Consider the following 24,451-nt stretch of genomic DNA (forward strand, 5'->3'; position numbering starts at 1 on the left):
CAAAAATCAATTTTTTTTTCCGCTCGTTCACGGCCCATCGGCCCCTGCTCTAAAACCCCCCCCCCCAACCCCCCATTGGGGGGGTTGGGTGCGCTCAACGCACCGAACGCCGCATTGGGTGCGCTCAACGCAACCAATGCCACAGTGGGGTGCGGGCGGAAGGCGGGGTCATGCACCGGGCAGCAGGTCCAGGACTTCCGACCAAGGCCGCCGGGGATCCAGCCGGTGGAGGCGGACGCCCGCCGACTTCAGCGTGTCCAGGTGCCGCTGCCAAGCCGGGTGGTGCACCCGCGTGTCCTGGATCTGGTACGCCACCACGATCGTGATCCCGGGCGCGCCGAGGACGTCGCCGAGCAGGGTCAGGGCCTGGTTGTCGGCGATGCCCAGGGCGAGCTTGGCCAGGGAGTTGGCCGATGCGGGGGCGAAGAGGAACACCGACGGGTCCGGGTGCGGACGCGGCTCGCCGGGCAGGCGCGACCTGCTGCGCACCGGCACGTCGGTGGTGGCGGCCAGCTCGGTCAGCCCGCCCGTCGCCTCCAGCCAGCGGTGGGCGACGGGCGTCAGCGTGACCGCGAGCCGCCAGCCGCGGGTGGCGGCGGGGCGGGCGAGCTCGGCGGTGAACCGGGTGTCCAGCCCACCGCACGAGCTCGCGACCAGGCCGAGATACCTCACGGTTTGCGCAGGGTGGCGCAGAACATCGCGTCGGTGCCGTGACGGTGGGGCCACAGCTGCACGTACGGGCCGTCGCCGAGCTGCGGCACGCCCGGGAAGAACTCGCGCGCGTCGAGGACCTCCGTCTTGGTGCGGCGGGCGATCTCGCCCACCACGCCCTCGGTTTCGGCGAGGTGCGGCGAGCACACGACGTAGGTGACCACACCGCCCGGCCGGACCAGGTCCAGCGCGGCCGTGAGCAGCTCGGCCTGCAGCTTCGTCAGGTCGGAGACGTCGCTGGGCTTGCGGCGCCAACGTGCTTCCGGCCGCCGCCGCAGGGCGCCGAGGCCGCTACACGGCGCGTCGACGAGCACACGGTCGAAGCCCGGCTCCAGCCCGGACTCGCGACCGTCGGCGACGTGCACCGTGACGGGCAGGCCGCGCGTGGCGTTCTCCACGAGCTTGGCGCGGTGCGGGGCCTTTTCGACGGCGTCCACCCGGGCGCCGCTGATCGCCGCGAGCGCGCCGAGCAACGCGGCCTTGCCGCCGGGACCGGCGCAGAGGTCGAGCCAGCGTTCGTCGGACCCTTCGAGCGGCACCTTCGTGGCCGCGATCGCGCACAGCTGGCTGCCCTCGTCCTGCACGGCGGCGAGGCGTTCGCGCACCGGCTCGGCGTCGGCCGGGTCGCCGGCGCCGGCTGGCAGCCGCACACCGTAGGGCGAGTACGGGGCGACGTCGCCGCCCGTGATCGCGGCCAGCTCGTCGGCGCTGATCTCACCGGGGCGCGCGACCAGGTGTACCTCGGGACGGGCGTCGTCGGCTTCGAGCGCCGCCTTGAGCTCCGCGCCCTTGTCGCCCAGCGCTTCCGCGAAGGAGCGCGCGACCCACCGCGGGTGCGCCGTGCGCATCGCGTACGCGCCGATCGGGTCGGTCGCCTCGTCGGGCGCCAGCTCGTCGAGCCAGGTCTGCTCGTCCTTTGCGGACACCGAACGCAGGATCGCGTTGGCGAACCCCGTTGCCCACGAACCGGCTTCGGCGCGTACGAGGTCCACAGTGGACCCGACGGCCGCGTGCTCCGGAATGCGCGTGCGCAGCAGCTGGTAGACGCCGAGGCGCAGCGCGTCGAGCACCACCGGATCCGTCTTCTCGATCGGCCGCTCGGCGCAGGCGCCGATCACGGCGTCGAGCAGGCCCTGGGCCCGCGAAGCGCCGTACGTGAGCTCGGTGGCCAGCGCCGCGTCGCGGCCGGTGATGCGCCGTTCGCGAAGCAGCTGCGGCAGCACGAGGTTCGCGTACGCGTCCTTCTCGCGCACCGCGCGCAGCACGTCGAACGCGACCTGGCGGGCCGGATCGACCTCCGGCGGACGGCGCGGTCCCTCTTTGCGCGGAGCCGGCCGGCCCCGCTGCGGCCTCGACGGCCGCCGTTCCCCACGCTCGTTCACCGCAGGCGCTCTCCCTCTTCGATCCGTGTACCGCGCGCCCAGTCGGTGGCCGCCATCCGTTTCTTGCCCGATGCCTGGACCTCGCCCAGCCGCACCGGTTTCGTCGCCGTGCCCACGAGCACGCGCTTGCGCTCGACCACGAGCTCGCCCGGCGGCGGGCCCGGTTCGTCGACGACCGTGACGGGCCCCAGCTTGAAGCGCTCGCCGCGGAACTCCGCCCACGCGCCCGGCTCCGGCGTCACCGCGCGGATCTGCCGGTCGACGGCCGCGGCCGGGTCCGCGAACGATACGCGAGCGTCTTCGACCGTCACCTTCGGCGCGTAGGTCATGCCTTCGGCGGACTGCTCGACGGCCCGCAGCGTGCCGTCCTCGATGCCGTCCATGGTGGACAGCAGCAGGTGCGCACCTGACTCGGCGAGCCGGCCCAGCAGGGCGCCCGCCGTGTCCGCCGGGCCGATCTTCTCGGTGACGACGCCGAAGACGGGCCCGGCGTCGAGCTCCTTGACGATGCGGAACGTGCTGGCACCGGTGATTTCGTCACCCGCGCGGATCGCCGACTGCACCGGCGCGGCGCCGCGCCACGCGGGCAGCAGCGAGAAGTGCAGGTTCACCCAGCCGTGGACCGGGATGTCGAGCGCCGACTGGGGCAGCAGCGCCCCGTACGCGACGACGGGGCACGCGTCGGGCGCCAGCTCCGTGAGGCGCGCGAGGAACGCGGGGTCCCCCGCACGCGTGGGCGTGAGCACCTCGATGCCGTGCTCGTCGGCGAGCGCCCCGACGGGCGAGCGCACGACGTGGCGACCGCGCCCCGCCTGGGCGTCGGGCCGCGTCACCACCGCGACGACCTCGTGGCGGCCGGATTCGAGCAGAGCACGCAGCGAGGGCACCGCGGGTTCGGGGGTGCCGGCGAAAACGAGCCTCATCACCGCACCTCCGGAAGCGATTCGTACTGGTTGGACATCACGGTCGAGTCTAGAAGACCCGCGCGTCGCCGCGGCGGTGGTGCCAGGATCGGGGGATGACCACGCTCAAGCAGACCCTCCACGACGACCTCACCACCGCCATCAAGGCGCGCGACCAGCTCCGCTCCGCGACCCTGCGGCTCACGCTGTCGGCCATCGGCTACGAGGAAACCGCGGGCGACACCCACCGCGAGCTCTCCGACGACGAGGTGCGGAAGATCATCACCCGCGAGGTGAAAAAGCGCCGCGACGCCGCCGAAGCGTTCGCGGGCGCCGGCCGCGCCGAATCGGCCGACCGTGAACGCGCCGAGGCGGAGATCCTCACGGGCTACCTGCCGGCGCAGCTCTCGGACGAGGAGCTGGCGGCCTTGGTGACGGACGCCGTGGCCGGCACCGGCGCGTCCGGGATGGCGGGGATGGGCGCGGTGATGAAGGCGGTGCAGCCGAAGGTCGCGGGGCGCGCGGAGGGTGGCCGGGTCGCGGCGGAGGTGAAGAAGCAGCTGGCCGGCTGAGCGGCTGCCACCAGCGCAAGCTCTGCGCGTCGGCGAACTGGTCGAGCGGATTGCTTCGCCGAAAAGAGAAAACCCGGTGCCCGCCGCGTGCGGGACCGGGTTCCCGGCCGCCCGGGAATCATGGTGTGGCAAGGAGAAGTGAAAGCGGCCTACTGAAGCGCGAGCACGACCAGCGTCGTCAGTCCGCCGAGGCCGCCGACCGCCATGACGACGCCGGCGAGCGCGGCGGCCGACGCGGCGGTCTTCACGACGAAGCCGACGATCCGCCGCACGATTCGCACCGCGACGACGAACACCACGAGGGCGATCACCAGCACGACCGTCGACGGGTCGGGGCCGCTCTCGGTGGCGGCAGCCGCCAGGGCGTTCATCGACGGCCTCGCCCGGTGCCGATCCGTTCGGCCGGCGGGATTTCGCGCGCGGCGTCGCGCCAGGCCTCGAACTCGCGGCGGGTTTCGAGGGCGCGGCGGCGTTCGGAGCCCAGGCGCCAGGCCCAGCGCCAGCCGACGGCGAGCGAGACGACCGAGCCGAGCACGAGCACTAGAACCGCTTGTGCGACAAGGCCGCTGAAGTCGGCCACGCTCAGGAGCACGAGCAGCGCCCACACCTGCGTCACGGTGAACGGAATCACCAACGCGGCCGCGTAGACCCCGCGGCGCCAGCGAATCGGTTGCGGGGCGGGAAGAAACGGGTCCATGGCTGCCTCCGTCGTGAATGTGTGCTACCAGGATTCCGCTGTGCCGCAGGGAAATCTGTGTCTGCAGACACGTTCGGGCAAGGTCAGCGGGCGAGCCGGCCCAGCTCCGCGAACCGGTGGATCACGACTTGGCCGCGCGCGGTGCTGAGCACGCCGAGCCGGCGCAGTTCCCGCGTCACCCGGGCCCACGATTCGCGCGAAACCGCCGCGGTGGTCGCGAGTTCGGCCTGCGTGCCGGGGATCGCGATGACGATGTCGTCGCCCCGGCGCACCCCGTGCTGCACGGCCAGCTGCATCAGTTGCGCCGCGACGCGCCGGGTGACCGTGCCGCCGCCGACGTCGAGCCGCTGCCGCCCGATGTCGCGCAGCCGATCGGCCAAGACCTGCAGCAACGCCCAGGAGATCGCCGCTTCGCGCCGGCACAGCGCGGCGAACCGGGCGGCGGGCACGACGAGCGCGTCGAGATCGTCCAGCGCCGCCACGGTCGCCGAGCGCGGGCCGCCGTCGATGGCACCGAGCTCGCCGACCACGTCGCCCGCGCCGCGCACGGCGATCACGACCTCGCGGCCGTCGGAAGTCGCGTTGGTGATCCGGACGTGGCCGGAGAGCAGGAGCACGACCATCGCGGCGCGGTCTCCTTCGCGGCACACCACGTCTCCCCGGCGGTAGCTGCGGCGGACCGCCAGCTCCGCCACCTTGCCGCGGTCGGCCTCGCCCAGCGCCGGCCAGAATCCGGTCGTCTCCACGGGTCACCTCCCGGCTCGTCAGGCGGTGAGCCCCGTCCTGGGGCTGCCGGCCCCGGCCCACTCGGCGGTGCGGAGCCAGCCCCGCATCCGCCGGCCGCCCACCCGCACGTGGAACGCGTCGGTGAACGCGGCGCGGTCGATGCCGTCGTAGTCGTGGCGGACCACCGACCAGTGGATGGCCTCGGAGACGGCCAGTGCGAGCGGCGCCCCGGTGGTGCGCAACCGGCGCCGCAGCTCGGCGGCGTCGAGCAGCCGGCAGGCGAGGTCGACGTCCTCGCCGTAGGGGCCGTGCAGGTCGTAGTGCACCTCGCCGGCGTGGATCGCCACCCGGAGCAGGAAGGCCGCGTCGGGTCTCTCGACGTTGTGCCGCGCGAGAAGCTCCGCCAGGGCGGGCACCACCTCGGCGAGCAGCACCGTCTTCGGCGCCTCGTCGACCGGCCGGACCAGGCACAACGCGCCATCGCCGCGGTCCACGAACGGGTCCCGGAACCCCGCCGCGATCCCGCCGGCGCGGAACGCCTCGTCGAGCAGGTCGAACAGAATCGCGCGAAGCCGGGCCCGAGCGGGGTTGGTCCGGGTGGTCGACCCCTCGATGTCGACCACCACGATCGCTCGATGCAGTGGCACGTGCAGAACGGTGGTGTCCATGGCCGACCCCCTGTTCAGATAATTCCTGAATTCCAGTAGACTTCCATAGATCGAACTATAAAGGCTGCGACTGAACCTGAACAGGGCCGTAGGCTTAAGTTCTCCCTAAGAGTTTCGCCGATCCACGAACTGAACCACCCCTTAAATACCCGCCGGACGCGGCCCGGTGAGCCTCCCAAGCCGATCCAGTACTCTCCTTTGTACAATCTTCGTCACTCGCGTTCCAGTGGACTTCACTGAAAGGTCTGAAGTCGTGTCCCAGCCGAGCCCCGCCCTCGCCGGGCGCCTCCGCGCGCTGCGGAAGGAGACCTGGCCCGGGGTGCAGATCACCCAACGCCAGCTCGCCGACGTGTTCGGGGTGAGCAACACGCTGCTCTCGTCGTGGGAGAACACCAGCAACCCGGTGTCGCCCCCCATGCTTCGGCTCGACGCGTACGCGACGTTCTTCGCCACCCGCCGGTCGATCGAGGGGCCGTCCTTCCGTCTGCTCGCGGCCGAGCAGCTCACCGAGGACGAGCAGCGCGGGCGCGAGGACCTGTTGGCCGAGCTCACCGAGCTGCGCGGCGGCTCCCACGAGGCGACGGGCCCGGCCGAGTTCGCGCCGGGCAACGTCTGGCGGTTCCCGCCGAACGAAGACGTCGTGATCGTCGACGCGCAGCTGCCCGAAGACATGCGGATCGGCTACGCGGACCCCGCCAGCCCCGACTACTCCCGGCTCTTCAGCTACGCCGATCCCGACGCGCTGATCGAGCTGTACGGCCACATCCGGGCCTGCAACCCCACCAGCAACGTCTCCTTCCGCACCGCGAACCCGCGCGTCCCCCTGCGCCCCAAGGACTACACGGCACACCTCGTGCTGCTCGGCGGCGTCGACTTCAACCCGCAGACCCGCGAGCTGCTCAACCTGATCGACGCACCGGTGCGGCAGATCGGCCGCGGCGGTCCGGGCGAGGACGTGCCGGGCAGCTTCGAGGTGACCCACCCGGACGGCACGACCGAACGCTTCAACGCCCAGACGTCAGACGGCGACACCCTCGTCGCCGACGTCGCGCTCTTCTACCACGGAGTCAATCCGCTCAACCGCAAACGCACCGTCACCGTGTGCAACGGGATGTACGGCCGGGGAACCCTCGGAGCCGTGCGAGCGCTGACCGACCCGCGTTTCCGCGATCGCAACCAGGCCCACCTGGACGCGCGATTCGCCCACGCGGACTCCTTCAGCATCATCAGCCGCGTGCCCATCTTCAACAACCAGGGGCTCACCCCCGACTGGACGCTGGCGGAGCACCGGCTGCACGAATGGCCAGAAACGAGCTGAGATGACCACTGCCGTCGGAGCGCCGGCGCAGCACACCACCCACCGGCGCCTGCTGGCCGAGGTCGGTGCCGGGAGGACTCCCCAGGCCGAGCTGGACGCGATCGTCGTGCCCAACGGCCGCGACGAGCACGCGCTGGACCACACCTGGACCATCGCACGGGAGCTCGCCGCGCCGGTGCTGCTGCTCTGCAGCCAGAAGGCGAGCGCCGAACGGGTCGTGCCGGCGGCGAAACAGGCCGGGGTGCGGGCCTTCGCGATCGACACCGACGGTCTCCCCGCGGGCGTCCTGCCCCGATTCGCCGCGTCTCAGCTGTTGCGGGAGCACAAGCTGCTCCGCGGCGCCGACACCAGCCTCAAACGCAACCTGGGCCTGCTCGTCGCCGGCCTCGCGGGCTGGCAGCGCGTGCTGTTCCTCGACGACGACATCACGCTGCCCCGGCCGGCCGACCTGCGCGAGGCCGCAGGCCTGCTCGGCGACCACGCGGCCGTCGGCCTGACGAACACCGGCATGCCGGACAACTCCGTGGTGTGCCACGCCTACCGCGAGTCCGGCGGGCGGCAGGACACGTTCGTCGGCGGCGGTGCGCTGGTCGTGGGCGAGCGGTGTTTCGACTCGTTCTTCCCGGACCTCTACAACGAGGACTGGTTCTTCCTGCTGGGTGACAGCGGGCTGCGGACGACCGCGCTCACCGGGAGCGCGCACCAGGCGGAGTACGACCCGTACAACCAGATCCGGGCCGAGTCCGAGGAGCTGGGCGACACGCTCGCCGAAGGCGTCTACGGCCTGCTCGACCAGGGCCTTGGCCTCGAAGCCGCGACGGAGAGCTACTGGGCGAGGTTCCTCGAGGTCCGCCGGAACTTCATCCGCACAGCGCTGCTCCAGGTTTCCGAAGCGGCCGGGCTGGATTTCATCCGCCGCGACAACATGACCGAAGCGCTGCGTACTGCCTTGCGCCGCAACGAGGACATGATCACGCCGAAGCTGTGCGCGGACTACCTGCGAGCGTGGCAGGAAGACCGGGTGACGTGGTGCGCGCACGTGGCCGGCCTTCACGACCAGCACGTGACCGACGGCGTGGACGCGGCCTTCCGAACCCTCGGCATCGCCGAGCTGGTGCAGCAGAGCTGACTCAGAGCGCCTTCACCAGCACGTGGCACAGCTCGGCTTCGGACACGATGCGGCCGTCCGGGAGGAAGTGCTCGGCGTAGCAGACGACCGTGCCGTGCCCCCAGTCCCGATAGTCCAGGCGGCGGTACAGCCGGGCCGCGTCCGCGTTGTCCGTGCGCACGGCCAACGCGGCGCGCCGGTGCCCAAGGCTCGCGAGCCGACCCTCGGCCGCGCCGACCAGCGCCCGGCCGACGCCGCGGTTGCGCGCCACCGGCAGGACTTCCAGATGCGTCAGGAGCGGGACGCCCGGCAGCCGGCTGCGGATCGGCGGCTCCTCGGCGTCCTCGAGCCACAGGTACAGGTCCCCGACCGGCCGATCCGCCCACCACGCGGTGAACAGGACACCCAGCCCCTGGGATTGGCGCCCGAGCCGGTCGGAGAAGTACTCCGCCGCGCCGAGCGCGGTGCTCAGCGCCTTGACGTCGGTGGGTTCGGCGGCCCGGATCGTCGCCTCGGCCGCGGGTTCCCCTTCGCCGGACGGGCAGCCGTCGGCGTCGCGCGGATCGGTCCTGAACATCGCGCCTCCAGCGTAGGGGGACCCGGCGGAAGCGCGCAGCCAGCGAAAGGAGCAGTCCCGGCGCGCGCACGGAGCAGCACCGCGGGCGTGCTTCATCCGACCGGCCCTCCCCGACCGCCTTCACATGCCCGATCAAGACCGAAACGAAACGGGTCCGGCCGGGCATTGGTCCGCACAACACTCGCGAACCCGAGCTTTCGGCCGTCGTCCGGGGCCTTCACGACGCTCCGAGGGAAAGGACTGAACCACCGCCTCCGGCTCGAACGGCGTCAGATCAGCTCCAGCGGATCCAGCTGAATCCGCACCGGCTCGGCCGCCTTGCGGGCGTCCCGGCGGGCCGCCGCGTCGTGGAGCAAAGCGGCCAGCGTCTTGCCCTCCGGACGCGCAACGCGGACCAGAGCGCGTTCGCGGGAGGCGTTGCCGTCGGCGTCGAAGTCGCCCACGGGGACGGGGCCGAGGACTTCGCCGGTGTCGGGCAGGGGCAGGTCGTCGAGAACGGAGGCGACGGCGTCGGGCGTGCCTTCGACGCTGGCCATGCGCATGGCGGGCGGGAAGCCCAGCTCGCGGCGCTGGCCGAGCTCCAGGCCGGCGTGCCAGGCGGGGTCCCAGCGGACCAGTGCCTGGACCACGGACAGACCCGCCTCGGCGCCCACCACGATCCTGCCGCCCGAGGCGGCCGGGCGCACCAACGCGCCGGCGGCCATCCAGCGACGCAGGGTTTCCTCGGCGGCGCGCAGGTCCTGGCGGCCGAGCAGGGCCCAGCCGTCGAGGAGCAGCGCGGCGCCGTAGCCGCCTTCGGCGACCGGTTCGGCGCCGGGGGTGCAGACCACCAGCGCGGGGCGGCCCGGCACCGTCGCCAGCACCTCGGCCGCACCTGAAGTACGCACCGGAACGCCGGGGAAGGCCCGGCCGAGCTCCTCCGCCGTCCGCTTCGCGCCCACGATCACCGCGCGCAGCCGCACCGAACCGCAAGCCTGGCAACGGAACGCGGTCTCCGGCACGCCACACCAACGGCACGCGGGCGGCTTCGGCGCCCCGTCGACCGAACCGCCGGGCAGCGCCAGCGGACCGGCGCAACGGCGGCAGTGCGCGGGTGTGCGGCAGTTGCCACAGGCCAAGCCCGGCACGTAGCCGCGCCGCGGGACCTGGACCAGCGCCGGGAGGCCGGCCGCGAACGCCTGGCGCGCCGCCTCGAAGGCCACCGCGGGCAGGCGGGCGACGCGAGCAGCCTCGTCGCGGGCAACGTCGAAGTCCTCCCCCACGGGCGTCACGCGCGGGGCGGCCGCGCGCAGCTCGGCGCGGTCGGCCAGCACGGCCTGCGCCCAGCCCGACTCCACGAGCAGCTGCGCCTCCGCCGTCCGCGCGAAACCGCCGACCAGCAGCGACGACTTCGTGGCGTGCGCGCGGTCCATCAGCACGTCGCGCACGTGCGGGTAGGGCGCGTGCGGATCGAGGTGCAGGTCGTCGCCGTCGTCCCACACCACGAACAGGCCCGGGTCCGCCACGGGCGCGAACATTGCCGCGCGCGTGCCCACCACGACCCGCACCCCGCCCCGCAGCACGGCGAGCCAGCGCCGGTACCGCTCCGCGGGCCCGAGCCCGGCGATCAGCGCCACCACGACGTCCTCGCCCATCAGCGCCACGCAGGCCGTGTGCACCCGCGCGAGGTCGCGATGATCCGGCACGACGAGGACCGCACCCCGGCCGCACGACGCCGCCACCGCCGCGGCTTCCGCGAGCCGGCGCGGCCAGTCCTCGCCCGGCAGGGCCTGCCACACCGCGTTGGCCGGCTTGGCGTCGGCCACGGCGTCCAGGAACGCCGGGCCCCACTGGTACCGCGACCACGCCGACACGTCCGGCACGTCCGGCACGGGGGCCGGTTCCGGAGCGGGCTCGGCCTCCGCTTTGGCGTGCCGCGGCGGCAAAGCCAAGCGCAGTACGTCGGACAGGGTGCCGCCGTAGCGGTCGGCCACCGACCGGCACACCGCGTGCAGCGAAGGCGGCAACACGGGCTCACTCGACGTGACGCGCTCCAGGTACGCCAGCTTACGCTCGTACTCCGTGGTGTCCGTGCGCTCCACGAGGTAGCCATCCACGAGCTGGCCCGCGAACCGCACGCGCACGCGGCAGCCCGGCACCGCGGCCTCGTGCAGCTTGTCGGGCACCTGGTAGTCGAACGTCCGGTCCAGGTGCGCCAGCGGAATGTCCACCACGATCTTCGCTATGGGCAGCTCGGGTGCCGGCTGCTGCGCCCCCTTGCGCGGCCCGGCTTTCCGGACCGCCGCGGCCTTCCCGGCGGCTTTCCCGGCAGCCGGCTTCCCCGCGCGCGGCGACGACGCCATCGGCTCCGAGGCGGAGCGCGAAGGCTCCGGGAGGTCCCACAGCGGGGCGGGTTCGGAGCTGCTCACCCGGTGATCTCTACCAGACCGCCCCGACGGTCCCGCCGCCAGAACGCCGTGAAGGGCACCCCGGGGGAAGCGGATTCCCTCGGAATGCCCTTCACGAACAACAGAACGGCCGGAAACTCAGGCGCCCGCGAGCGAACGCAGCGCGTCGGCGCGTGCGGTGCTCTCCCACGGCAGGTCGAGGTCCGTTCGGCCGAAGTGGCCGTACGCGGCGGTCGGCGCGTAGATCGGACGCAGCAGGTCGAGGTCGCGGATGATCGCGGCCGGACGGAGGTCGAAGACCTCGCTGATCGCGTCCTGGATCTTCGTCGGGTCCACCGTCTCGGTTCCGAACGTCTCCACGAACAGGCCCACCGGCGCGGCCTTGCCGATCGCGTAGGCCACCTGCACCTCGACGCGCCCGGCCAGCCCGGCGGCGACCACGTTCTTCGCCACCCAGCGCATCGCGTACGCCGCGGAGCGGTCGACCTTGGACGGATCCTTGCCCGAGAAGGCGCCACCACCGTGGCGGGCCATGCCGCCGTAGGTGTCGACGATGATCTTGCGGCCGGTCAGGCCGGCGTCGCCCATCGGGCCGCCGATCACGAAACGGCCGGTCGGGTTGACGAGCAGGCGCGTGCCGGAGGTGTCGAGACCCAGCTCGGCCAGCTCAGGCTCCACCACATGCTGCTTCACGTCGACGCCGAGCATCTGCTCCAGGTCGATGCCGTCGGCGTGCTGCGTGGACACGACCACCGTGTCGAGACGCACGGGCTGCTCACCGGCGTACTCGATGGTGACCTGGGTCTTGCCGTCCGGGCGCAGGTACGGCAGCACGCCGTCCTTGCGGACCGCGGTCAGCCGGCGCGACAGGCGGTGGGCCAGCGCGATCGGCAGCGGCATCAGCTCGGGGGTGTCCGAGCAGGCGTAGCCGAACATCAGGCCCTGGTCGCCGGCGCCCTGGCGGTTGATCTCGTCCTCGTCGGACTCCACGCGCGACTCGTACGCGGTGTCGACACCCTGCGCGATGTCCGGCGACTGGGAGCCGATCGCCACGTTGACGCCGCACGAGTTCCCGTCGAAGCCCTTGGCCGACGAGTCGTAGCCGATCCGCAGGATCACGTCCCGCACGATGGTCGGGATGTCGGCGTAGGCCTCGGTGGTCACCTCACCGGCCACGTGGACCTGGCCCGTGGTGATGAGGGTCTCCACGGCGACCCGGCTGCGCGGGTCCTTGGTGAGCAGGCCGTCGAGGATCGAGTCGCTGATGGCGTCACAGATCTTGTCGGGATGGCCCTCGGTCACCGATTCCGACGTGAACAGCCTTTTGGTGGACGCAGTCACGACCCTCGTCACTTCCCTCGGTTTCGGCTCGGTACCCGCGAACTTAGGTACCCCTTACACGGCCCTACATTACCCAGAAGGCCTAGTGCTGGAGTCGACGTTCGCGCAAGCTTGTTACAGCGTCCCACACTGTGGCCGCGAGCCGCGCCTTCGCGCCGAGCGGGATCGCCTGCTCGGTGCCGTCGGCGGCCAGCAGCCAGCCGGAGTTGTCCTCCGTGCCGAACGCCTTGCCGTCGCCCACCGCGTTGACCACCAGCAGGTCGGCGCCCTTGCGGCGCAGCTTCGTGCGCGCGTGGTCGAGCACGCTGCCGTGCTCGTCGCCCGTCTCGGCGGCGAACCCGACCACCGTCTGGCCCTCGCGACGGCCTTGGACCAGCTCGGCGAGGATGTCGGCGTTGCGGTCGAGGGTGATCACGGGGTCGGGCGAGTCGTCGGACTTCTTGATCTTGTGGTCGGCCCGCGTGGCCGGCCGGAAGTCGGCGACGGCGGCGGCCATCACGACCACGTCGGCGTCGGCGGCGGCCGCGTGTACGGCCTTGCGCAGCTCCTCCGCGCTCGACACGCGCTCCACGTGCGCGCCGGCGGGCTGGGGCAGCTCCACGGTGTGGGCAGCGATCAACGTCACGTCGGCACCACGCTGGGCGGCCACGCGCGCGAGCGCGAAACCCTGCTTGCCCGACGAGCGGTTGCCCAAGTAGCGCACAGGGTCCAGCGGCTCGCGCGTACCGCCCGCGGAGACGACCACGCGCAGGCCCTCGAGGTCGCGCGGCAACGCGCGGGGCTCGTCGAGCAGCAGGCGGGCCAGGTCCACGATCTCGGCCGGGTCGGCCAGCCGGCCCTTGCCGGTGTCGACGCCGGTGAGGCGACCGGCGGCGGGCTCGGTCACGACCATGCCGCGCGACCGCAGCAGCGCGACGTTGTCCTGCGTGGCCCGGTGCTCCCACATCTCCGTGTGCATCGCCGGGAAGAAGGCGACCGGGCACCGGGCGGTGAGCAGGGTCGTGGTGAGGAGGTCGTCGGCGATGCCGTGCGCGGCCTTGGCCAGCAGGTTGGCGGTCGCCGGGACGATCAGCACGAGGTCGGCTTCCTTGCCGACGCGCACGTGCTGCACCTCGGGCACCTCCGTGAACACCCCGGTGTGCACCGGGTGGCCCGAGAGGGCCTCGAAGGTGGCCGCGCCGACGAAGTTCAGCGCGGCGTCGGTGGGCACCACGCGGACGTCGTGCCCGGACTCGGTGAGGCCTCGCAGAACCTCACAGGCCTTGTAGGCGGCGATGCCGCCGCCCACGCCCAGGACGACCCTGGGCTTGGTGTCACTCACCCTCGGTGTGCTCGAGCAGGCCACCGTGGATCTCGCGCAGCGCGATCGAGAGCGGCTTCTCGCGGGGGCCCGGCTCCACGAGGGGGCCGACGTACTCCAGCAGACCCTCGCCCAGCTGGGCGTAGTAGTCGTTGATCTGACGCGCGCGCTTGGCCGAGTAGATCACCAGCGCGTACTTCGAGGAGACCTTTTCGAGCAGGTCGTCGATCGGCGGGTTGGTGATGCCCTCGAGCTCTTCCAGCATCGCCTGTTGAACAGCCACTCGTGCTACTCCGTATCGTCCAGGATATCGGCGGCAGAGGAATCGCCACCGGTAATCAAGTCTAGCAACCGCGCGGCGGCGGTCCTCACGTCGGCGTTCACGAGCCGGACGTCGAACTCGCCCGCGGCCGCCAGTTCGCGTTCCGCCTCGGCGAGCCGGGCCTGCACCGCGGCCTCGGACTCGGTGCCGCGTCCGGTGAGCCTGCCGACCAGCTCGTCCCACGACGGCGGCATCAGCATCACCAGCCGGGCCTCCGGCATGGCCGCCCGGACCTGCCGCGCGCCCTGCAGCTCGATCTCGAGCACGGCGGGCCGCCCGGCCGCCAGTGCCCGCTCCACGGGCTCGCGCGGCGTGCCGTAGCAGTTGCCCGCGAACTCCGCCCACTCCAGCAGCTGCCCGTCGGCGACCATCCGATCGAACTCGGCCCGCTCCACGAAGTGGTAGTGGCTCCCGTCGACCTCTCCGGGCCTCGGCTTCCGCGTCGTGACCGAGACGCTGAAGTAGATGTCCGGTTCGAGCTTGCGCAGCTCCCCCACCACGCTCGACTTCCCGACCCCGGAAGGCCCCGAGACGACGGTGAGCCGGTGGCGGGAGGTGTCCCCCGCCACCGGCTCACCGTCGCGGTCGGTGCCCCGGATCACCGGGTAGTCCTGACCGACGCCGCTCACTCTCCGCTGAACTCGGCCAGCAGCGCCTTGCGCTGCCGGTCGCCGAGCCCGCGGAGCCTGCGGCTGGGTGCGATCTCCAGTCGTTCCATGGTCTGCTGAGCACGAACCTTGCCGACGCCGGGGAGAGCCTCGAGCAGGGCCGAAACCTTCATCTTGCCGAGGACTTCGTTCTCCTCGGCCTGCTTCAGCACGTCGACCAGAGTGGTACCGCCCCGCTTCAGCCGCTCCTTCAGCTCAGCACGGATGCGGCGGGCGGCGGCGGCCTTCTCCAGCGCCGCAGCACGCTGTTCCTCTGTCAGCTGGGGAAGTGCCACGTTTTCCTCCGGTAGTTCTCAAATCTGGGTGGGTGACGCGACGGTACCCACCCTTGAGCAGGCGCCACAATGCGGGGGTGGCTGGTGGAGGCCGATTCCGGGGCCTGCTATTGGTCTTTTCCGGCTGTGTGACGCAGCAGCTCGGCGACCCGCACGACCTCGCGGCGCATGGCCTCGGGGTCCGGCCCGTGCCGCAGCAGGTCACGCGAAGACGCCGGCAGCAGGCCCGGCAGACCGGATCCGAACACTGCCCGTAAGTCCGCCACAGTTGCCCCCTGGGCGCCGAAACCGGGTGCCAGCACCGGTCCGTTGAGCCGCGAAAGATCCAGCTCGCCGGGGGTGATCGTGGCCCCGACCACCACGCCGACGTCGCCATAGGGCTCAGCTCCCGCGTTGTGGTCCGCCGCCGCGTCCACCACGCTCTGTGCCACCGTGCGGCCGTCCGCCAGCCGCGCGCTCTGCAGCGCGTGGGCCTCCGGGTTCGACGTGCGCGCGAGCACGAACAAACCGTTGCCCGCCGCCGTCGCGGCCGCCACGGCGGGATCGAGCGCGCCGAAACCCAGGTACGGCGAAACCGTGGCCGCGTCGGCCGTGAACGCGGCCTTGTCGGCCACGTAGGCGGCCGTGTAGGCCGCCATCGTGGAGCCGATGTCGCCGCGCTTCACGTCCAGCAGCACGAGCGCACCGGCGTCGTGGGCCGCGTCCACGACGCGTTCGAGCACCGCCACGCCGGGCGGGCCGAACGCCTCGAAGAACGCCGACTGCGGCTTCACGATCGCCGTGGTGGCCGCCAGGATCTCCGTGGCGCCCAGCGCAAACCGTTCCAGACCACTCGCGTCCAGAGGCAGGCCCCAGGACTCGATCAGGCCGGGATGCGGGTCGATGCCGGCGCACAGCGGCCCGCGTTCCGCGACCGCCTTCGCCAGCCGGGCCCCGAACCGCTGCGCGCTCACGACGTGGCCTTCAGCGCCGCCTGGAGGCTCTGGAGGCTGCGCACCCCGATGTCACCCCGGATGAGCGCTTCGATGCCGTGCACGGCGGCCGCCGCGCCCTGCACGGTGGTGATGCAGGGAATGTCGCGCGACACCGCCGCGGTCCGGATCTCGTAGCCGTCGATGCGCGGGCCGCTGTTGCCGTACGGCGTGTTGATCACCATCTCCACCCCGCCCGCCAGGATCACGTCCACGATGTTGGGCTCGGCCGCCGTGGAGCCCTCGTAGTGCTTGCGCACGACCGTGCAGTCGACCCCGTTGCGCCGCAACACTTCTGCGGTGCCGGAGGTCGCCAGGATCTCGAACCCGAGGTCCGCCAGCCGCTTCACGGGGAAGACCATCGAGCGCTTGTCGCGGTTGGCCACCGAGACGAATACGCGCCCCGACGTCGGCAGCGAGCCGTACGCACCGCTCTGCGACTTCGCGAACGCCTTCCCGAAGGACACGTCCACGCCCATCACCTCGCCCGTGGACTTCATCTCCGGGCCCAGTAAGGAATCCACGCCGTGGCCCTCCGGCGTGCGGAACCGGTGGAACGGCAGCACGGCCTCCTTGACCGCCACCGGCGAGTCGGCCGGCATCCGGCCGCCGTCGCCCTCGGCGGGCAGCACGCCCGACGCGCGCAGGTCCTTGATCGTCGAGCCGGTCATCACCAAGGCCGCCGCCTTCGCGAGCGGCACCGCGGTGGCCTTCGAGACGAACGGCACCGTGCGCGAGGCACGCGGGTTGGCTTCCAGCACGTACAGCACGTCGTCCTTGAGCGCGTACTGCACGTTCAGCAGGCCGCGCACGCCGACACCGCGGGCGATCGCTTCCGTGGAGCGGCGCACCTCTTCGAGGTCGGTCGCACCGAGCGTGATCGGCGGCAGCGCGCACGACGAGTCACCGGAGTGGATGCCGGCTTCCTCGATGTGCTCCATCACGCCGCCGAGGTAGAGCTCCTCGCCGTCGAACAGGGCGTCGACGTCGATCTCGATCGCGTCGTCGAGGAAGCGGTCGACGAGCACCGGGTGCTCGGGCGTGACCTCGGTGGCGCGGCGGATGTAGCCGGCGAGGGACTCCTCGTCGTAGACGATCTCCATGCCGCGCCCGCCGAGCACGTAGGACGGGCGCACGAGCACCGGGTAGCCGATCTCGTCGGCGATCCGCTTGGCCCCCTCGAACGACGTCGCCGTGCCGTACTTCGGCGCGGGCAGCCCGGCGTCGCCGAGCACCTCGCCGAACGCGCCGCGGTCCTCGGCCAGGTTGATGGCCTCCGGCGGCGTGCCGACCACCGGCACACCGGCGTCGGCCAGGCGCTTCGCCAGCCCCAGCGGGGTCTGGCCGCCGAGCTGCACGATCACGCCCGCGACGGTGCCGGACTGCTGCTCCGCGTGCACGACCTCGAGCACGTCCTCGAAGGACAGCGGCTCGAAGTACAGCCGGTCGGAGGTGTCGTAGTCGGTGGAGACGGTCTCCGGGTTGCAGTTGACCATCACGGCCTCGAACCCGGCCTCGCGCAGCGCGATCGCGGCGTGCACGCAGGAGTAGTCGAACTCGATGCCCTGCCCGATCCGGTTCGGGCCGGAACCGAGGATGAGCACCTTCGGCTTGTCACCCTGCGCCACGACCTCCGACTGTGCCGCGGGGTCGGTCTCGTAGGCCGAGTAGTGGTACGGCGTGTCCGCCTTGAACTCGGCCGCGCACGTGTCCACGGTCTTGAACACCGGCCGCACACCGAGGCGGTGGCGTAGCGAGCGCACGCCGTCCTCCCCCGCCAGTTCGGGGCGCAGCGCGGCGATCTGGCGGTCGGACAGGCCCGTGCGCTTGGCGCGGCGCAGCAGCTCGCCGTCGAGCACCGGCGCGTCGCGCACCTCGGCCCCGACCTCGCCGATCAGCGCGATCTGGTCCACGAACCACGGGTCGATGCCGCTGGCCTCGTGGACCTGCTCGACGGTGGCGCCCAGGCGCAGCGCCCGCTCCACCTCGTACAGCCGGCCCTCGTGCGGCACGCGCAGCGAGTCCAAAGTGGACTCCATGGTCGCGCCCTCGGGATCCGGCAGGGTCCAGAACCCGGTCGCCTTCGTCTCGATGGACCGCATGGCCTTGCCGAGCGCCTCGGGGAAGCTGCGGCCGAATGACATGGCCTCGCCGACACTCTTCATCGTGGTCGTGAGCGTCGGGTCCGCGCCCGGGAACTTCTCGAAGGCGAAGCGCGGGATCTTCACCACGACGTAGTCCAGCGTCGGCTCGAAGGCCGCCGGGGTCTCGCCGGTGATGTCGTTCTGGATCTCGTCGAGCGTGTAGCCGATGGCGAGCTTCGCGGCGATCTTGGCGATCGGGAAACCGGTGGCCTTCGACGCGAGCGCCGACGAGCGGGACACGCGCGGGTTCATCTCGATCACGACCATGCGCCCGTCGTCCGGGTTGATCGCGAACTGGATGTTGCAGCCGCCGGTGTCCACGCCGACCTCGCGCAGCACGGCGATGCCCACGTCGCGCATCACCTGGTACTCGCGGTCGGTGAGCGTCATCGTGGGCGCGACGGTGACGGAGTCGCCCGTGTGGACACCCATCGCGTCGACGTTCTCGATCGAGCAGACGACCACGACGTTGTCGTGCTTGTCGCGCATCAGCTCGAGCTCGTACTCCTTCCAGCCGAGCACGCTCTCCTCGATGAGCACCTCGGTGACCGGCGACTCGCTCAGGCCGGTGGACGCCAGCCGCTCCAGCTCCTCGGGCGTGTAGGCCAGGCCGGAACCCAGGCCGCCCATGGTGAACGACGGCCGGATCACGACCGGCAGGCCGAGCTCGGCGACGGTGGCGCGCACGTCCTCCATCGTGTTGCAGACGCGGCTGCGCGGGACCTCGGCGCCGATCGTGCGCACGATGTCCTTGAACTTCTGCCGGTCCTCGCCGCGCTGGATGGCGTCGATGTCGGCGCCGATCAGCTCGACACCGTACTTCTCGAGCACGCCGCGCTCGTGCAGCGCGACCGCGCAGTTGAGCGCGGTCTGGCCACCCAGCGTGGCCAGCAGCGCGTCGGGGCGCTCCTGCGCGATGACCTTCTCCACGAAGTCCGGCGTCACCGGCTCGATGTAGGTGGCGTCGGCGAACTCGGGGTCGGTCATGATGGTGGCCGGGTTCGAGTTCACCAGGCTCACGCGCAGGCCCTCGGCCCGCAGCACCCGGCAGGCCTGCGTGCCCGAGTAGTCGAACTCGGCCGCCTGCCCGATCACGATCGGCCCGGAGCCGATCACCAGCACGTGCTGGATGTCCGTCCTCTTCGGCATCAGGCCTTCTTCTCCATCAGGGTCACGAACTCGTCGAACAGGGGCGCCGCGTCGTGCGGTCCGGCCGCGGCTTCGGGGTGGTACTGCACCGAGAACGCCGGCACGTCGAAGGCGCGCACGCCCTCGACGGTGTCGTCGTTGGGGCAGTAGTGGCTGATCTGCGCGGCGCCGTAGGGCGACTCGAACCGCTGGCCCGGCTCGCCTTCGAGCGCGAAGCCGTGGTTCTGCGCCGTGATCGCGACGCGGCCGGTGGCCACGTCGATCACCGGGATGTTGATGCCGCGGTGGCCGTAGCGCATCTTGTACGTACCCAGCCCCAGTGCTCGGCCGAGGATCTGGTTGCCGAAGCAGATGCCGAACAGCGGGATCTCGCGCTCCAGCACGGCCTTCGTCAGCGCGGTGGCGTGCGTGGTGGTCGCGGGGTCGCCCGGGCCGTTGGAGAGGAAGACGCCGTCGGCCTCGACCGCGAGCAGCTCCTCGACCGTGGTCGCGGCGGGCAGCACGTGGACCTCGATGCCGCGCTGCGTCATCAGGCGCGGGGTGTTGGACTTGATGCCCAGGTCGAGCGCGGCCACGCGGAAGCGCCGTTCGCCCTGCGCCTCGACGACATAGGGCTTGTCGGTGGAGACCTCGCCCGCGAGGTCGGCGCCCTTCATCTGCGGGCTCGCCAGGACCTCGGCCACCATCTGCTCGTCGCTGCCCAACGCGTCGCCGGAGAACACGCCGGCGCGCATCGCGCCCTGCTCGCGCAGGTGCCGCGTGAGCGTGCGCGTGTCGACCTCGGAGATGCCGACGATGCCCTGACGGGCCAGCTCCTCGTCGAGGCCGCGCTTGGCGCGCCAGTTGGACGGCGTGCGGGCCGGGTCGCGCACCACGTAGCCCGAGACCCAGATGCGGGCCGACTCGTCGTCCTCGTCGTTCCAGCCGGTGTTGCCGATCTGCGGTGCGGTCTGCACCACGATCTGCCGGTGGTAGGACGGGTCGGTCAGCGTCTCCTGGTAGCCGGTCATGCCGGTGCAGAACACCGCCTCGCCGAGCGTCCGCCCGCGCGCGCCGTAGGCCGCGCCGCGGAAGACCCGGCCGTCCTCCAGAACCAGGGCGGCGGGGACGCGAGTGCCGTTCGCGGTGCTCACTGGGCACCTCCCTTGATGTCGTGATCCGAGTTGTCGGGGGAAAGCTGGTCGATCCACTGTGGATAGTCGTCGAGCTCGTCGCCGCGGAAGCCGGTGTCGAGATCGACGTCACCCAGCCGCCAGGTGACGACGAGCAGCGCGTCGGTGCCCATCACCTTCCCGGCGATCTTCGAGTCGCGGCGGATCCCGGTGACCGCCTCGCGCGGGATCCAGAAGTCGGGGGCGCCGCCGCGTTCCACCGCGATGCCGCCGGGGTGCAGGCGCCAGACCGCGCCGGTGCGCAGCCCCGCGCCCCGCGTCACGACCCGCTCCTGCCAGTTTCCGGCGGTGGTGGTGCTGACGTAGAGCCCGGTCGACTCCAGCAGGATCTCACCGGGATCCCCGGGAATTCCCGGGAACGGCGGCACCTGCGCGCTCTGCGAGCGCGACTTGCGCCGCCAGCCCACCCACATGCCCCACAGGCACAGGAGGAAGAAGACGACGATCCCCAGGGTGAGGAGGAACCGGTCCATCAGCAGATCTTCCCTTCGCGCGCGGTGATCCGCCCGCGCAGCACGGTGGCCGCCACCACGGCGGGCAGCCGCATTCCCTCGTACGGGGTGTTCGCGGAGATGCTGGCGAGCTCCACGCCGCGCACCGTCCACTCCGCGCCGGGGTCCACGAGGGTCAGGTTGGCGGGCTCGCCGACCTCGAGCGGGCGGCCCTGGTCGGGCAGGTTGCCGATCGCGGCGGGCCGCTCGCTCATCACGCGGGCGATGCCGCGCCAGTCGAGCAGGCCCGGCTCCACCATCGCGCGGACGACGACCGAGAGCGCGGTCTGCAAGCCGAGCATGCCCGGCCGCGCGGCGCTCCACTCGGTGTCCTTGTCCTGCACGGCGTGGGGCGCGTGGTCGGTGGCGACGCAGTCGATCACGCCTTCGGCCAGCGCCGCGCGCAGCTTCTCGACGTCGCCGCCGGTGCGCAGCGGCGGGTTCACCTTGTTCACCGGGTCGTAGGTGGCGAGGCGCTCGTCGGTGAGCAGCAGGTGGTGCGGGGTGACCTCGGCTGACACCTTGGTGCCGCGGTCCTTCGCCCACCGCAGGACGTCGACCGTGCCCGAAGTGGACACGTGGCAGACGTGCAGGCGGGCCTTGGCGTGCAGCGCGAGCAGGCAGTCGCGCGCGACGATCGACTCCTCGGCCGAAGCCGGCCAGCCCGGGTAGCCCAGGCGTGCGGAGTTCTCGCCCTCGTTGGCCTGTGCGCCGACCGTGAGCCGCGGCTCCTCGGCGTGCTGGGCGATCACGGCGTCGAGCGCGGTCGAGTACTCCAGCGCGCGGCGCATCAGCAGCGGGTCGGCCACGCACACGCCGTCGTCGGAGAACACGCGCACGGCGGCGGTGCCCTTGGCCATCGTGCCGAGCTCGGCGAGCTTCTCGCCCTTGAGCCCCACCGTGACGGCGCCGACCGGGTGCACGTCGACCAGCGCGACCTCCTGCCCGCGCCGCCACACGTGGTCGGTCACGAGCGCGTTGTCGGCCACCGGGTCGGTGTTGGCCATGGCGAACACGGCCGTGTAGCCGCCCAGCGCCGCGGCGGCCGAGCCGGTCTCGATCGTCTCGGTGTCCTCACGGCCGGGCTCGCGCAGGTGGGTGTGCAGGTCGACGAAACCGGGCAGCAGCACCTGGCCCCCGGCGTCGAGGACCTCGGCGGCTTCGGGCACGGAGACCTCCCCGATGGCCGTGATCACGCCGTCCTCGATCAGGACGTCGACCGGTTCACCCTCCCCGTACGGGCGGGCGCCCTTGATCACCAAGCTCACGCTGCGGCTCCTTCGCTGGCCAAGAGGTGGTAGAGGACCGCCATGCGCACGTGGACGCCGTTGCGGACCTGTTCGGTGATGGCCGACGCCGGGGAATCGGCGACCGCCGACGCGATCTCCATCCCGCGCAGCATCGGGCCGGGGTGCAGCACCACGGCGTGGTCGGGCAGCAGCCGCTGGCGCCGCTCGGACAGGCCGTAGGAGATCGAGTACTCGCGCGACGACGGGAAGAAGCCCCCGTGCATCCGTTCCGCCTGCACCCGAAGCATCATCACGGCGTCGACGGCCACCAGTTCGGCGTCGAGGTCGTGCGAGATCGTGACCGGCAGCGTCTCCACGCCGACCGGCAGCAGCGTCGGCGGCGCGACGAGCACCACCTCCGCGCCGAGGGTGCTCAGCAGGTGGATGTTGGACCGGGCGACGCGGCTGTGCAGCACGTCGCCGACGATCGCCACCCGGCGGTCCTTCAGCGACCCGAGCCGCTCGCGCAGGGTCGCCGCGTCGAGCAGCGCCTGCGTGGGGTGCTCGTGGGTGCCGTCGCCCGCGTTGACCACCGCCGTGCCGGCCTCGGCGAGCCAGCCCGACAGCCGGTGCGCGGCACCCGAGGCGGGGTGCCGGACGATCACGCAGTCGGCGCCCGCGGCGGCGAGCGTGAGCGCGGTGTCCCGCAGCGACTCGCCCTTGTTCACCGAGGAGCTCGACGCCGAGACGTTGATCACGTCGGCGCTCATCCACTTCCCGGCGATCTCGAACGACACGCGCGTACGGGTGGAGTTCTCGTAGAACAGGGTGATCACCGTGCGGCCGCGCAGCGTCGGCAGCTTGCGGACCTCCCGGCCGAGCAGCGTGTGCTTCAGCTCGTCGGCGGTGTCGAGGACGGCCGTGGCGGTGTCGGCGTCCAGACCGTCGGTGGCGAGCAGGTGCTTCACCGGGACTCTCCTTCCGGCGCGCGGAGCAGGACCGCGTCACGCCCGTCCGTTTCGGACAGCAGCACGGACACGCCCTCGGCCCGCGCGGTGGGCACGTTCTTGCCGACGTAGTCGGCGCGGATCGGCAGCTCGCGGTGGCCGCGGTCGACGAGCACGGCCAGCTGCACGGCGCGCGGGCGGCCGTGGTCGCGCAGGGCGTCGAGGGCGGCGCGGATGGTGCGGCCGGAGAACAGCACGTCGTCGACCAGGATCACCACCCGGTCGTCGATGCCGCCGGGCGGCAGCTGCGTCTGCTCGAGCGCGCGCGGCGGCCGGCGGCGCAGGTCGTCGCGGTACAGGGTGACGTCGAGCGCCCCCGTCGGGGGGACGACGCGTGAGAACTCGCCGATCTTCCCGGCGAGCCGGGTGGCCAGCGGAGTACCGCGGGTGGGAATGCCCAGCAACACCGGCGGGGCTTGATCACCGGGTGAGCCGGGGTCACCGGAAGCACCCGCACCGAGTGCGGTCTTCTCGATGACCTGATGGGCCATCCGGGCGATGGTGCGCGCGACATCGCCGGCCGAAAGAAGCTCGCGCTCCCCGGCCGGTTCCGCCGCGCCACGCGGACGTGACGACAAGGCGGACCTCCTTCCCCGCCTCTCTGGACGGGTCCTTAAAGGACGTCGACTCCCCGCTCGTGCGGGAAATCGCACCGACAGTAGCAGGGCAGGTCAATCAGCCTTCCGGGTGGTGTGCCCACGTCCGCGACCAGGTACGGAGACCTTCTGCTTGACCTGGTGACAACTATGCGTAACCATTACTCTGAGTATTCGACTCGAGGAGTCCCCTGACCGGTCACCCCGACCGGCGTGGGGGTGAGGAAACGGAGAACCACCAGATGGGCGATTACGCCAAGGCGCTCGGGGCCAAGCTCCGCGGGATCCGCCAGCAGCAGGGCCTCTCCCTGCACGGGGTCGAGCAGAAGTCGGGCGGCCGCTGGAAGGCCGTCGTCGTCGGCTCGTACGAGCGTGGCGACCGCGCCGTCACCGTCCAGAAGCTGGCCGAACTGGCCGACTTCTACGGTGTACCGGTGGTCGAACTGCTGCCGGAGGGCCGTGTGCCCTCGGGTGCCGAACCCGCCACGAAGATCGTGATCAACCTCGAGCGGCTCCAGCAGCTGCCCGCGGAGAAGGTCGGCCCGCTCGCGCGGTACGCGGCCACGATCCAGAGCCAGCGCGGCGACTACAACGGCAAGGTGCTCTCCATCCGCACCGAGGACCTGCGCTCGCTCGCGATCATCTACGACATGACCCCCGGTGAGCTCACCGAACAGCTCATCGACTGGGGCGTCCTGCCGCCCGAGGCTCGTCCGTCCAAAGAAGACTGATGGGCGG

At 71.8% G+C, this 24,451-nt stretch carries 25 protein-coding genes; 4 read left to right on the plus strand and 21 right to left on the minus strand.

The features are described 5' to 3' along the window. Positions 1 to 168: 168 nt before the first annotated feature. From AB0F91_RS10540 to fmt, 3 genes are read right to left on the minus strand one after another with little or no spacing between them, the layout of a single operon-like run. Positions 169 to 672: a flavoprotein gene (locus AB0F91_RS10540; RefSeq protein ID WP_360596614.1), complete on the minus strand. Its 504-nt coding sequence runs from the start codon at positions 670 to 672 to the stop codon at positions 169 to 171. Beyond that, entirely contained in the window at positions 669 to 2,093 is a 1,425-nt protein-coding gene (locus tag AB0F91_RS10545) for a transcription antitermination factor NusB (protein ID WP_360596616.1), read from the minus strand. Before AB0F91_RS10545 ends, AB0F91_RS10540 begins: the two co-directional genes overlap by 4 nt. Then, positions 2,090 to 3,016 carry a methionyl-tRNA formyltransferase gene (fmt, locus tag AB0F91_RS10550; protein ID WP_360596618.1) on the minus strand — a complete coding sequence of 309 codons (927 nt, stop codon included), beginning with the start codon at positions 3,014 to 3,016 and terminating at the stop codon, positions 2,090 to 2,092. Before fmt ends, AB0F91_RS10545 begins: the two co-directional genes overlap by 4 nt. A 95-nt stretch (positions 3,017 to 3,111) precedes the next feature. On the opposite strand from fmt, the gene AB0F91_RS10555 reads away from it, so the two are divergent. Beyond that, the gene (locus AB0F91_RS10555) at positions 3,112 to 3,567 is read left to right on the plus strand and encodes a GatB/YqeY domain-containing protein (RefSeq protein ID WP_360596620.1); all 456 of its coding nucleotides are present in this window, start codon (positions 3,112 to 3,114) and stop codon (positions 3,565 to 3,567) included. Positions 3,568 to 3,716: 149 nt separating this feature from the next. Here AB0F91_RS10555 and AB0F91_RS10560 read toward each other — a convergent pair whose 3' ends face one another. The 4 genes from AB0F91_RS10560 to AB0F91_RS10575 form a co-directional block, all read right to left on the minus strand. Continuing rightward, positions 3,717 to 3,938 (minus strand): hypothetical protein, encoded by a 222-nt coding sequence (locus AB0F91_RS10560; protein WP_360596621.1) that lies wholly within the window; start codon positions 3,936 to 3,938, stop codon positions 3,717 to 3,719. Further along, positions 3,935 to 4,264, minus strand: a complete 330-nt coding sequence (locus tag AB0F91_RS10565; RefSeq protein ID WP_360596622.1) for a hypothetical protein — start codon at positions 4,262 to 4,264, stop codon at positions 3,935 to 3,937. The genes AB0F91_RS10560 and AB0F91_RS10565 overlap by 4 nt, the downstream gene beginning before the upstream one ends. A gap of 83 nt (positions 4,265 to 4,347) precedes the next feature. Then, positions 4,348 to 5,010, minus strand: coding sequence for a Crp/Fnr family transcriptional regulator (locus tag AB0F91_RS10570; RefSeq protein WP_360596623.1), 663 nt, complete (start codon positions 5,008 to 5,010; stop codon positions 4,348 to 4,350). An 18-nt stretch (positions 5,011 to 5,028) separates the two neighbouring features. Continuing rightward, positions 5,029 to 5,658: a hypothetical protein gene (locus tag AB0F91_RS10575; RefSeq protein WP_360596625.1), complete on the minus strand. Its 630-nt coding sequence runs from the start codon at positions 5,656 to 5,658 to the stop codon at positions 5,029 to 5,031. A 253-nt stretch (positions 5,659 to 5,911) separates the two neighbouring features. On the opposite strand from AB0F91_RS10575, the gene AB0F91_RS10580 reads away from it, so the two are divergent. Further along, the gene (locus tag AB0F91_RS10580; RefSeq protein ID WP_360596627.1) at positions 5,912 to 6,976 is read left to right on the plus strand and encodes a helix-turn-helix domain-containing protein; all 1,065 of its coding nucleotides are present in this window, start codon (positions 5,912 to 5,914) and stop codon (positions 6,974 to 6,976) included. Between the two features lies 1 nt (position 6,977). Next, the gene (locus AB0F91_RS10585; protein WP_360596628.1) at positions 6,978 to 8,105 is read left to right on the plus strand and encodes a hypothetical protein; all 1,128 of its coding nucleotides are present in this window, start codon (positions 6,978 to 6,980) and stop codon (positions 8,103 to 8,105) included. Between the two features lies 1 nt (position 8,106). Here AB0F91_RS10585 and AB0F91_RS10590 read toward each other — a convergent pair whose 3' ends face one another. The 14 genes from AB0F91_RS10590 to pyrR form a co-directional block, all read right to left on the minus strand. Next, complete coding sequence (locus AB0F91_RS10590; protein WP_360596630.1) at positions 8,107 to 8,661, minus strand: GNAT family N-acetyltransferase; 555 nt, start codon at positions 8,659 to 8,661, stop codon at positions 8,107 to 8,109. Between the two features lie 269 nt (positions 8,662 to 8,930). After that, positions 8,931 to 11,069 carry a primosomal protein N' gene (locus tag AB0F91_RS10595; protein ID WP_360596631.1) on the minus strand — a complete coding sequence of 713 codons (2,139 nt, stop codon included), beginning with the start codon at positions 11,067 to 11,069 and terminating at the stop codon, positions 8,931 to 8,933. Positions 11,070 to 11,186: 117 nt separating this feature from the next. Next, positions 11,187 to 12,389: a methionine adenosyltransferase gene (metK, locus tag AB0F91_RS10600; RefSeq protein ID WP_360596632.1), complete on the minus strand. Its 1,203-nt coding sequence runs from the start codon at positions 12,387 to 12,389 to the stop codon at positions 11,187 to 11,189. A gap of 82 nt (positions 12,390 to 12,471) precedes the next feature. Then, positions 12,472 to 13,710 (minus strand): bifunctional phosphopantothenoylcysteine decarboxylase/phosphopantothenate--cysteine ligase CoaBC, encoded by a 1,239-nt coding sequence (gene coaBC / locus AB0F91_RS10605; RefSeq protein ID WP_360596634.1) that lies wholly within the window; start codon positions 13,708 to 13,710, stop codon positions 12,472 to 12,474. Further along, positions 13,703 to 13,954 (minus strand): DNA-directed RNA polymerase subunit omega, encoded by a 252-nt coding sequence (gene rpoZ, locus AB0F91_RS10610; RefSeq protein WP_220247522.1) that lies wholly within the window; start codon positions 13,952 to 13,954, stop codon positions 13,703 to 13,705. The genes coaBC and rpoZ overlap by 8 nt, the downstream gene beginning before the upstream one ends. Before the next feature lie 23 nt (positions 13,955 to 13,977). Further along, positions 13,978 to 14,640 (minus strand): guanylate kinase, encoded by a 663-nt coding sequence (gmk, locus tag AB0F91_RS10615; RefSeq protein ID WP_360596636.1) that lies wholly within the window; start codon positions 14,638 to 14,640, stop codon positions 13,978 to 13,980. Further along, positions 14,637 to 14,954 carry an integration host factor, actinobacterial type gene (gene mihF / locus AB0F91_RS10620; RefSeq protein WP_003096398.1) on the minus strand — a complete coding sequence of 106 codons (318 nt, stop codon included), beginning with the start codon at positions 14,952 to 14,954 and terminating at the stop codon, positions 14,637 to 14,639. Before mihF ends, gmk begins: the two co-directional genes overlap by 4 nt. 107 nt (positions 14,955 to 15,061) lie before the next feature. Further along, entirely contained in the window at positions 15,062 to 15,907 is an 846-nt protein-coding gene (gene pyrF / locus AB0F91_RS10625; RefSeq protein ID WP_360596638.1) for an orotidine-5'-phosphate decarboxylase, read from the minus strand. Continuing rightward, a complete protein-coding gene (carB, locus tag AB0F91_RS10630; protein ID WP_360596640.1) occupies positions 15,904 to 19,218 on the minus strand; it encodes a carbamoyl-phosphate synthase large subunit in 3,315 nt (1,104 codons plus the stop codon). The genes pyrF and carB overlap by 4 nt, the downstream gene beginning before the upstream one ends. Beyond that, a complete protein-coding gene (carA, locus tag AB0F91_RS10635) occupies positions 19,218 to 20,351 on the minus strand; it encodes a glutamine-hydrolyzing carbamoyl-phosphate synthase small subunit (RefSeq protein WP_360596641.1) in 1,134 nt (377 codons plus the stop codon). Before carA ends, carB begins: the two co-directional genes overlap by 1 nt. Then, positions 20,348 to 20,863: a transporter gene (locus AB0F91_RS10640; RefSeq protein WP_360596643.1), complete on the minus strand. Its 516-nt coding sequence runs from the start codon at positions 20,861 to 20,863 to the stop codon at positions 20,348 to 20,350. Before AB0F91_RS10640 ends, carA begins: the two co-directional genes overlap by 4 nt. Next, on the minus strand, positions 20,863 to 22,149 hold the full coding sequence (locus AB0F91_RS10645; protein ID WP_360596644.1) for a dihydroorotase: 1,287 nt from the start codon (positions 22,147 to 22,149) through the stop codon (positions 20,863 to 20,865). The genes AB0F91_RS10640 and AB0F91_RS10645 overlap by 1 nt, the downstream gene beginning before the upstream one ends. Continuing rightward, complete coding sequence (locus AB0F91_RS10650) at positions 22,146 to 23,078, minus strand: aspartate carbamoyltransferase catalytic subunit (RefSeq protein WP_360596645.1); 933 nt, start codon at positions 23,076 to 23,078, stop codon at positions 22,146 to 22,148. Before AB0F91_RS10650 ends, AB0F91_RS10645 begins: the two co-directional genes overlap by 4 nt. Further along, on the minus strand, positions 23,075 to 23,695 hold the full coding sequence (gene pyrR, locus AB0F91_RS10655) for a bifunctional pyr operon transcriptional regulator/uracil phosphoribosyltransferase PyrR (RefSeq protein ID WP_360596646.1): 621 nt from the start codon (positions 23,693 to 23,695) through the stop codon (positions 23,075 to 23,077). The genes AB0F91_RS10650 and pyrR overlap by 4 nt, the downstream gene beginning before the upstream one ends. Positions 23,696 to 23,955: 260 nt before the next feature. Between pyrR and AB0F91_RS10660 the strand changes: the two genes are divergently transcribed. After that, positions 23,956 to 24,444, plus strand: coding sequence for a helix-turn-helix domain-containing protein (locus AB0F91_RS10660; protein WP_003096372.1), 489 nt, complete (start codon positions 23,956 to 23,958; stop codon positions 24,442 to 24,444). Positions 24,445 to 24,451 lie beyond the last annotated feature (7 nt).

Source organism: Amycolatopsis sp. NPDC023774, from assembly GCF_040639695.1.
Taxonomy (GTDB): domain Bacteria; phylum Actinomycetota; class Actinomycetes; order Mycobacteriales; family Pseudonocardiaceae; genus Amycolatopsis.

Coding starts and splice junctions, on each gene's coding strand:
- AB0F91_RS10640 (WP_360596643.1), bottom strand. CDS start 20,863: ATGGACCGGTTCCTCCTCACCCTGGGGATCGTCGTCTTCTTCCTCCTG.
- AB0F91_RS10565 (WP_360596622.1), bottom strand. CDS start 4,264: ATGGACCCGTTTCTTCCCGCCCCGCAACCGATTCGCTGGCGCCGCGGG.
- fmt (WP_360596618.1), bottom strand. CDS start 3,016: ATGAGGCTCGTTTTCGCCGGCACCCCCGAACCCGCGGTGCCCTCGCTG.
- AB0F91_RS10555 (WP_360596620.1), top strand. CDS start 3,112: ATGACCACGCTCAAGCAGACCCTCCACGACGACCTCACCACCGCCATC.
- carB (WP_360596640.1), bottom strand. CDS start 19,218: ATGCCGAAGAGGACGGACATCCAGCACGTGCTGGTGATCGGCTCCGGG.
- AB0F91_RS10560 (WP_360596621.1), bottom strand. CDS start 3,938: ATGAACGCCCTGGCGGCTGCCGCCACCGAGAGCGGCCCCGACCCGTCG.
- AB0F91_RS10590 (WP_360596630.1), bottom strand. CDS start 8,661: ATGTTCAGGACCGATCCGCGCGACGCCGACGGCTGCCCGTCCGGCGAA.
- rpoZ (WP_220247522.1), bottom strand. CDS start 13,954: ATGCTGGAAGAGCTCGAGGGCATCACCAACCCGCCGATCGACGACCTG.
- AB0F91_RS10575 (WP_360596625.1), bottom strand. CDS start 5,658: ATGGACACCACCGTTCTGCACGTGCCACTGCATCGAGCGATCGTGGTG.
- AB0F91_RS10660 (WP_003096372.1), top strand. CDS start 23,956: ATGGGCGATTACGCCAAGGCGCTCGGGGCCAAGCTCCGCGGGATCCGC.
- AB0F91_RS10585 (WP_360596628.1), top strand. CDS start 6,978: ATGACCACTGCCGTCGGAGCGCCGGCGCAGCACACCACCCACCGGCGC.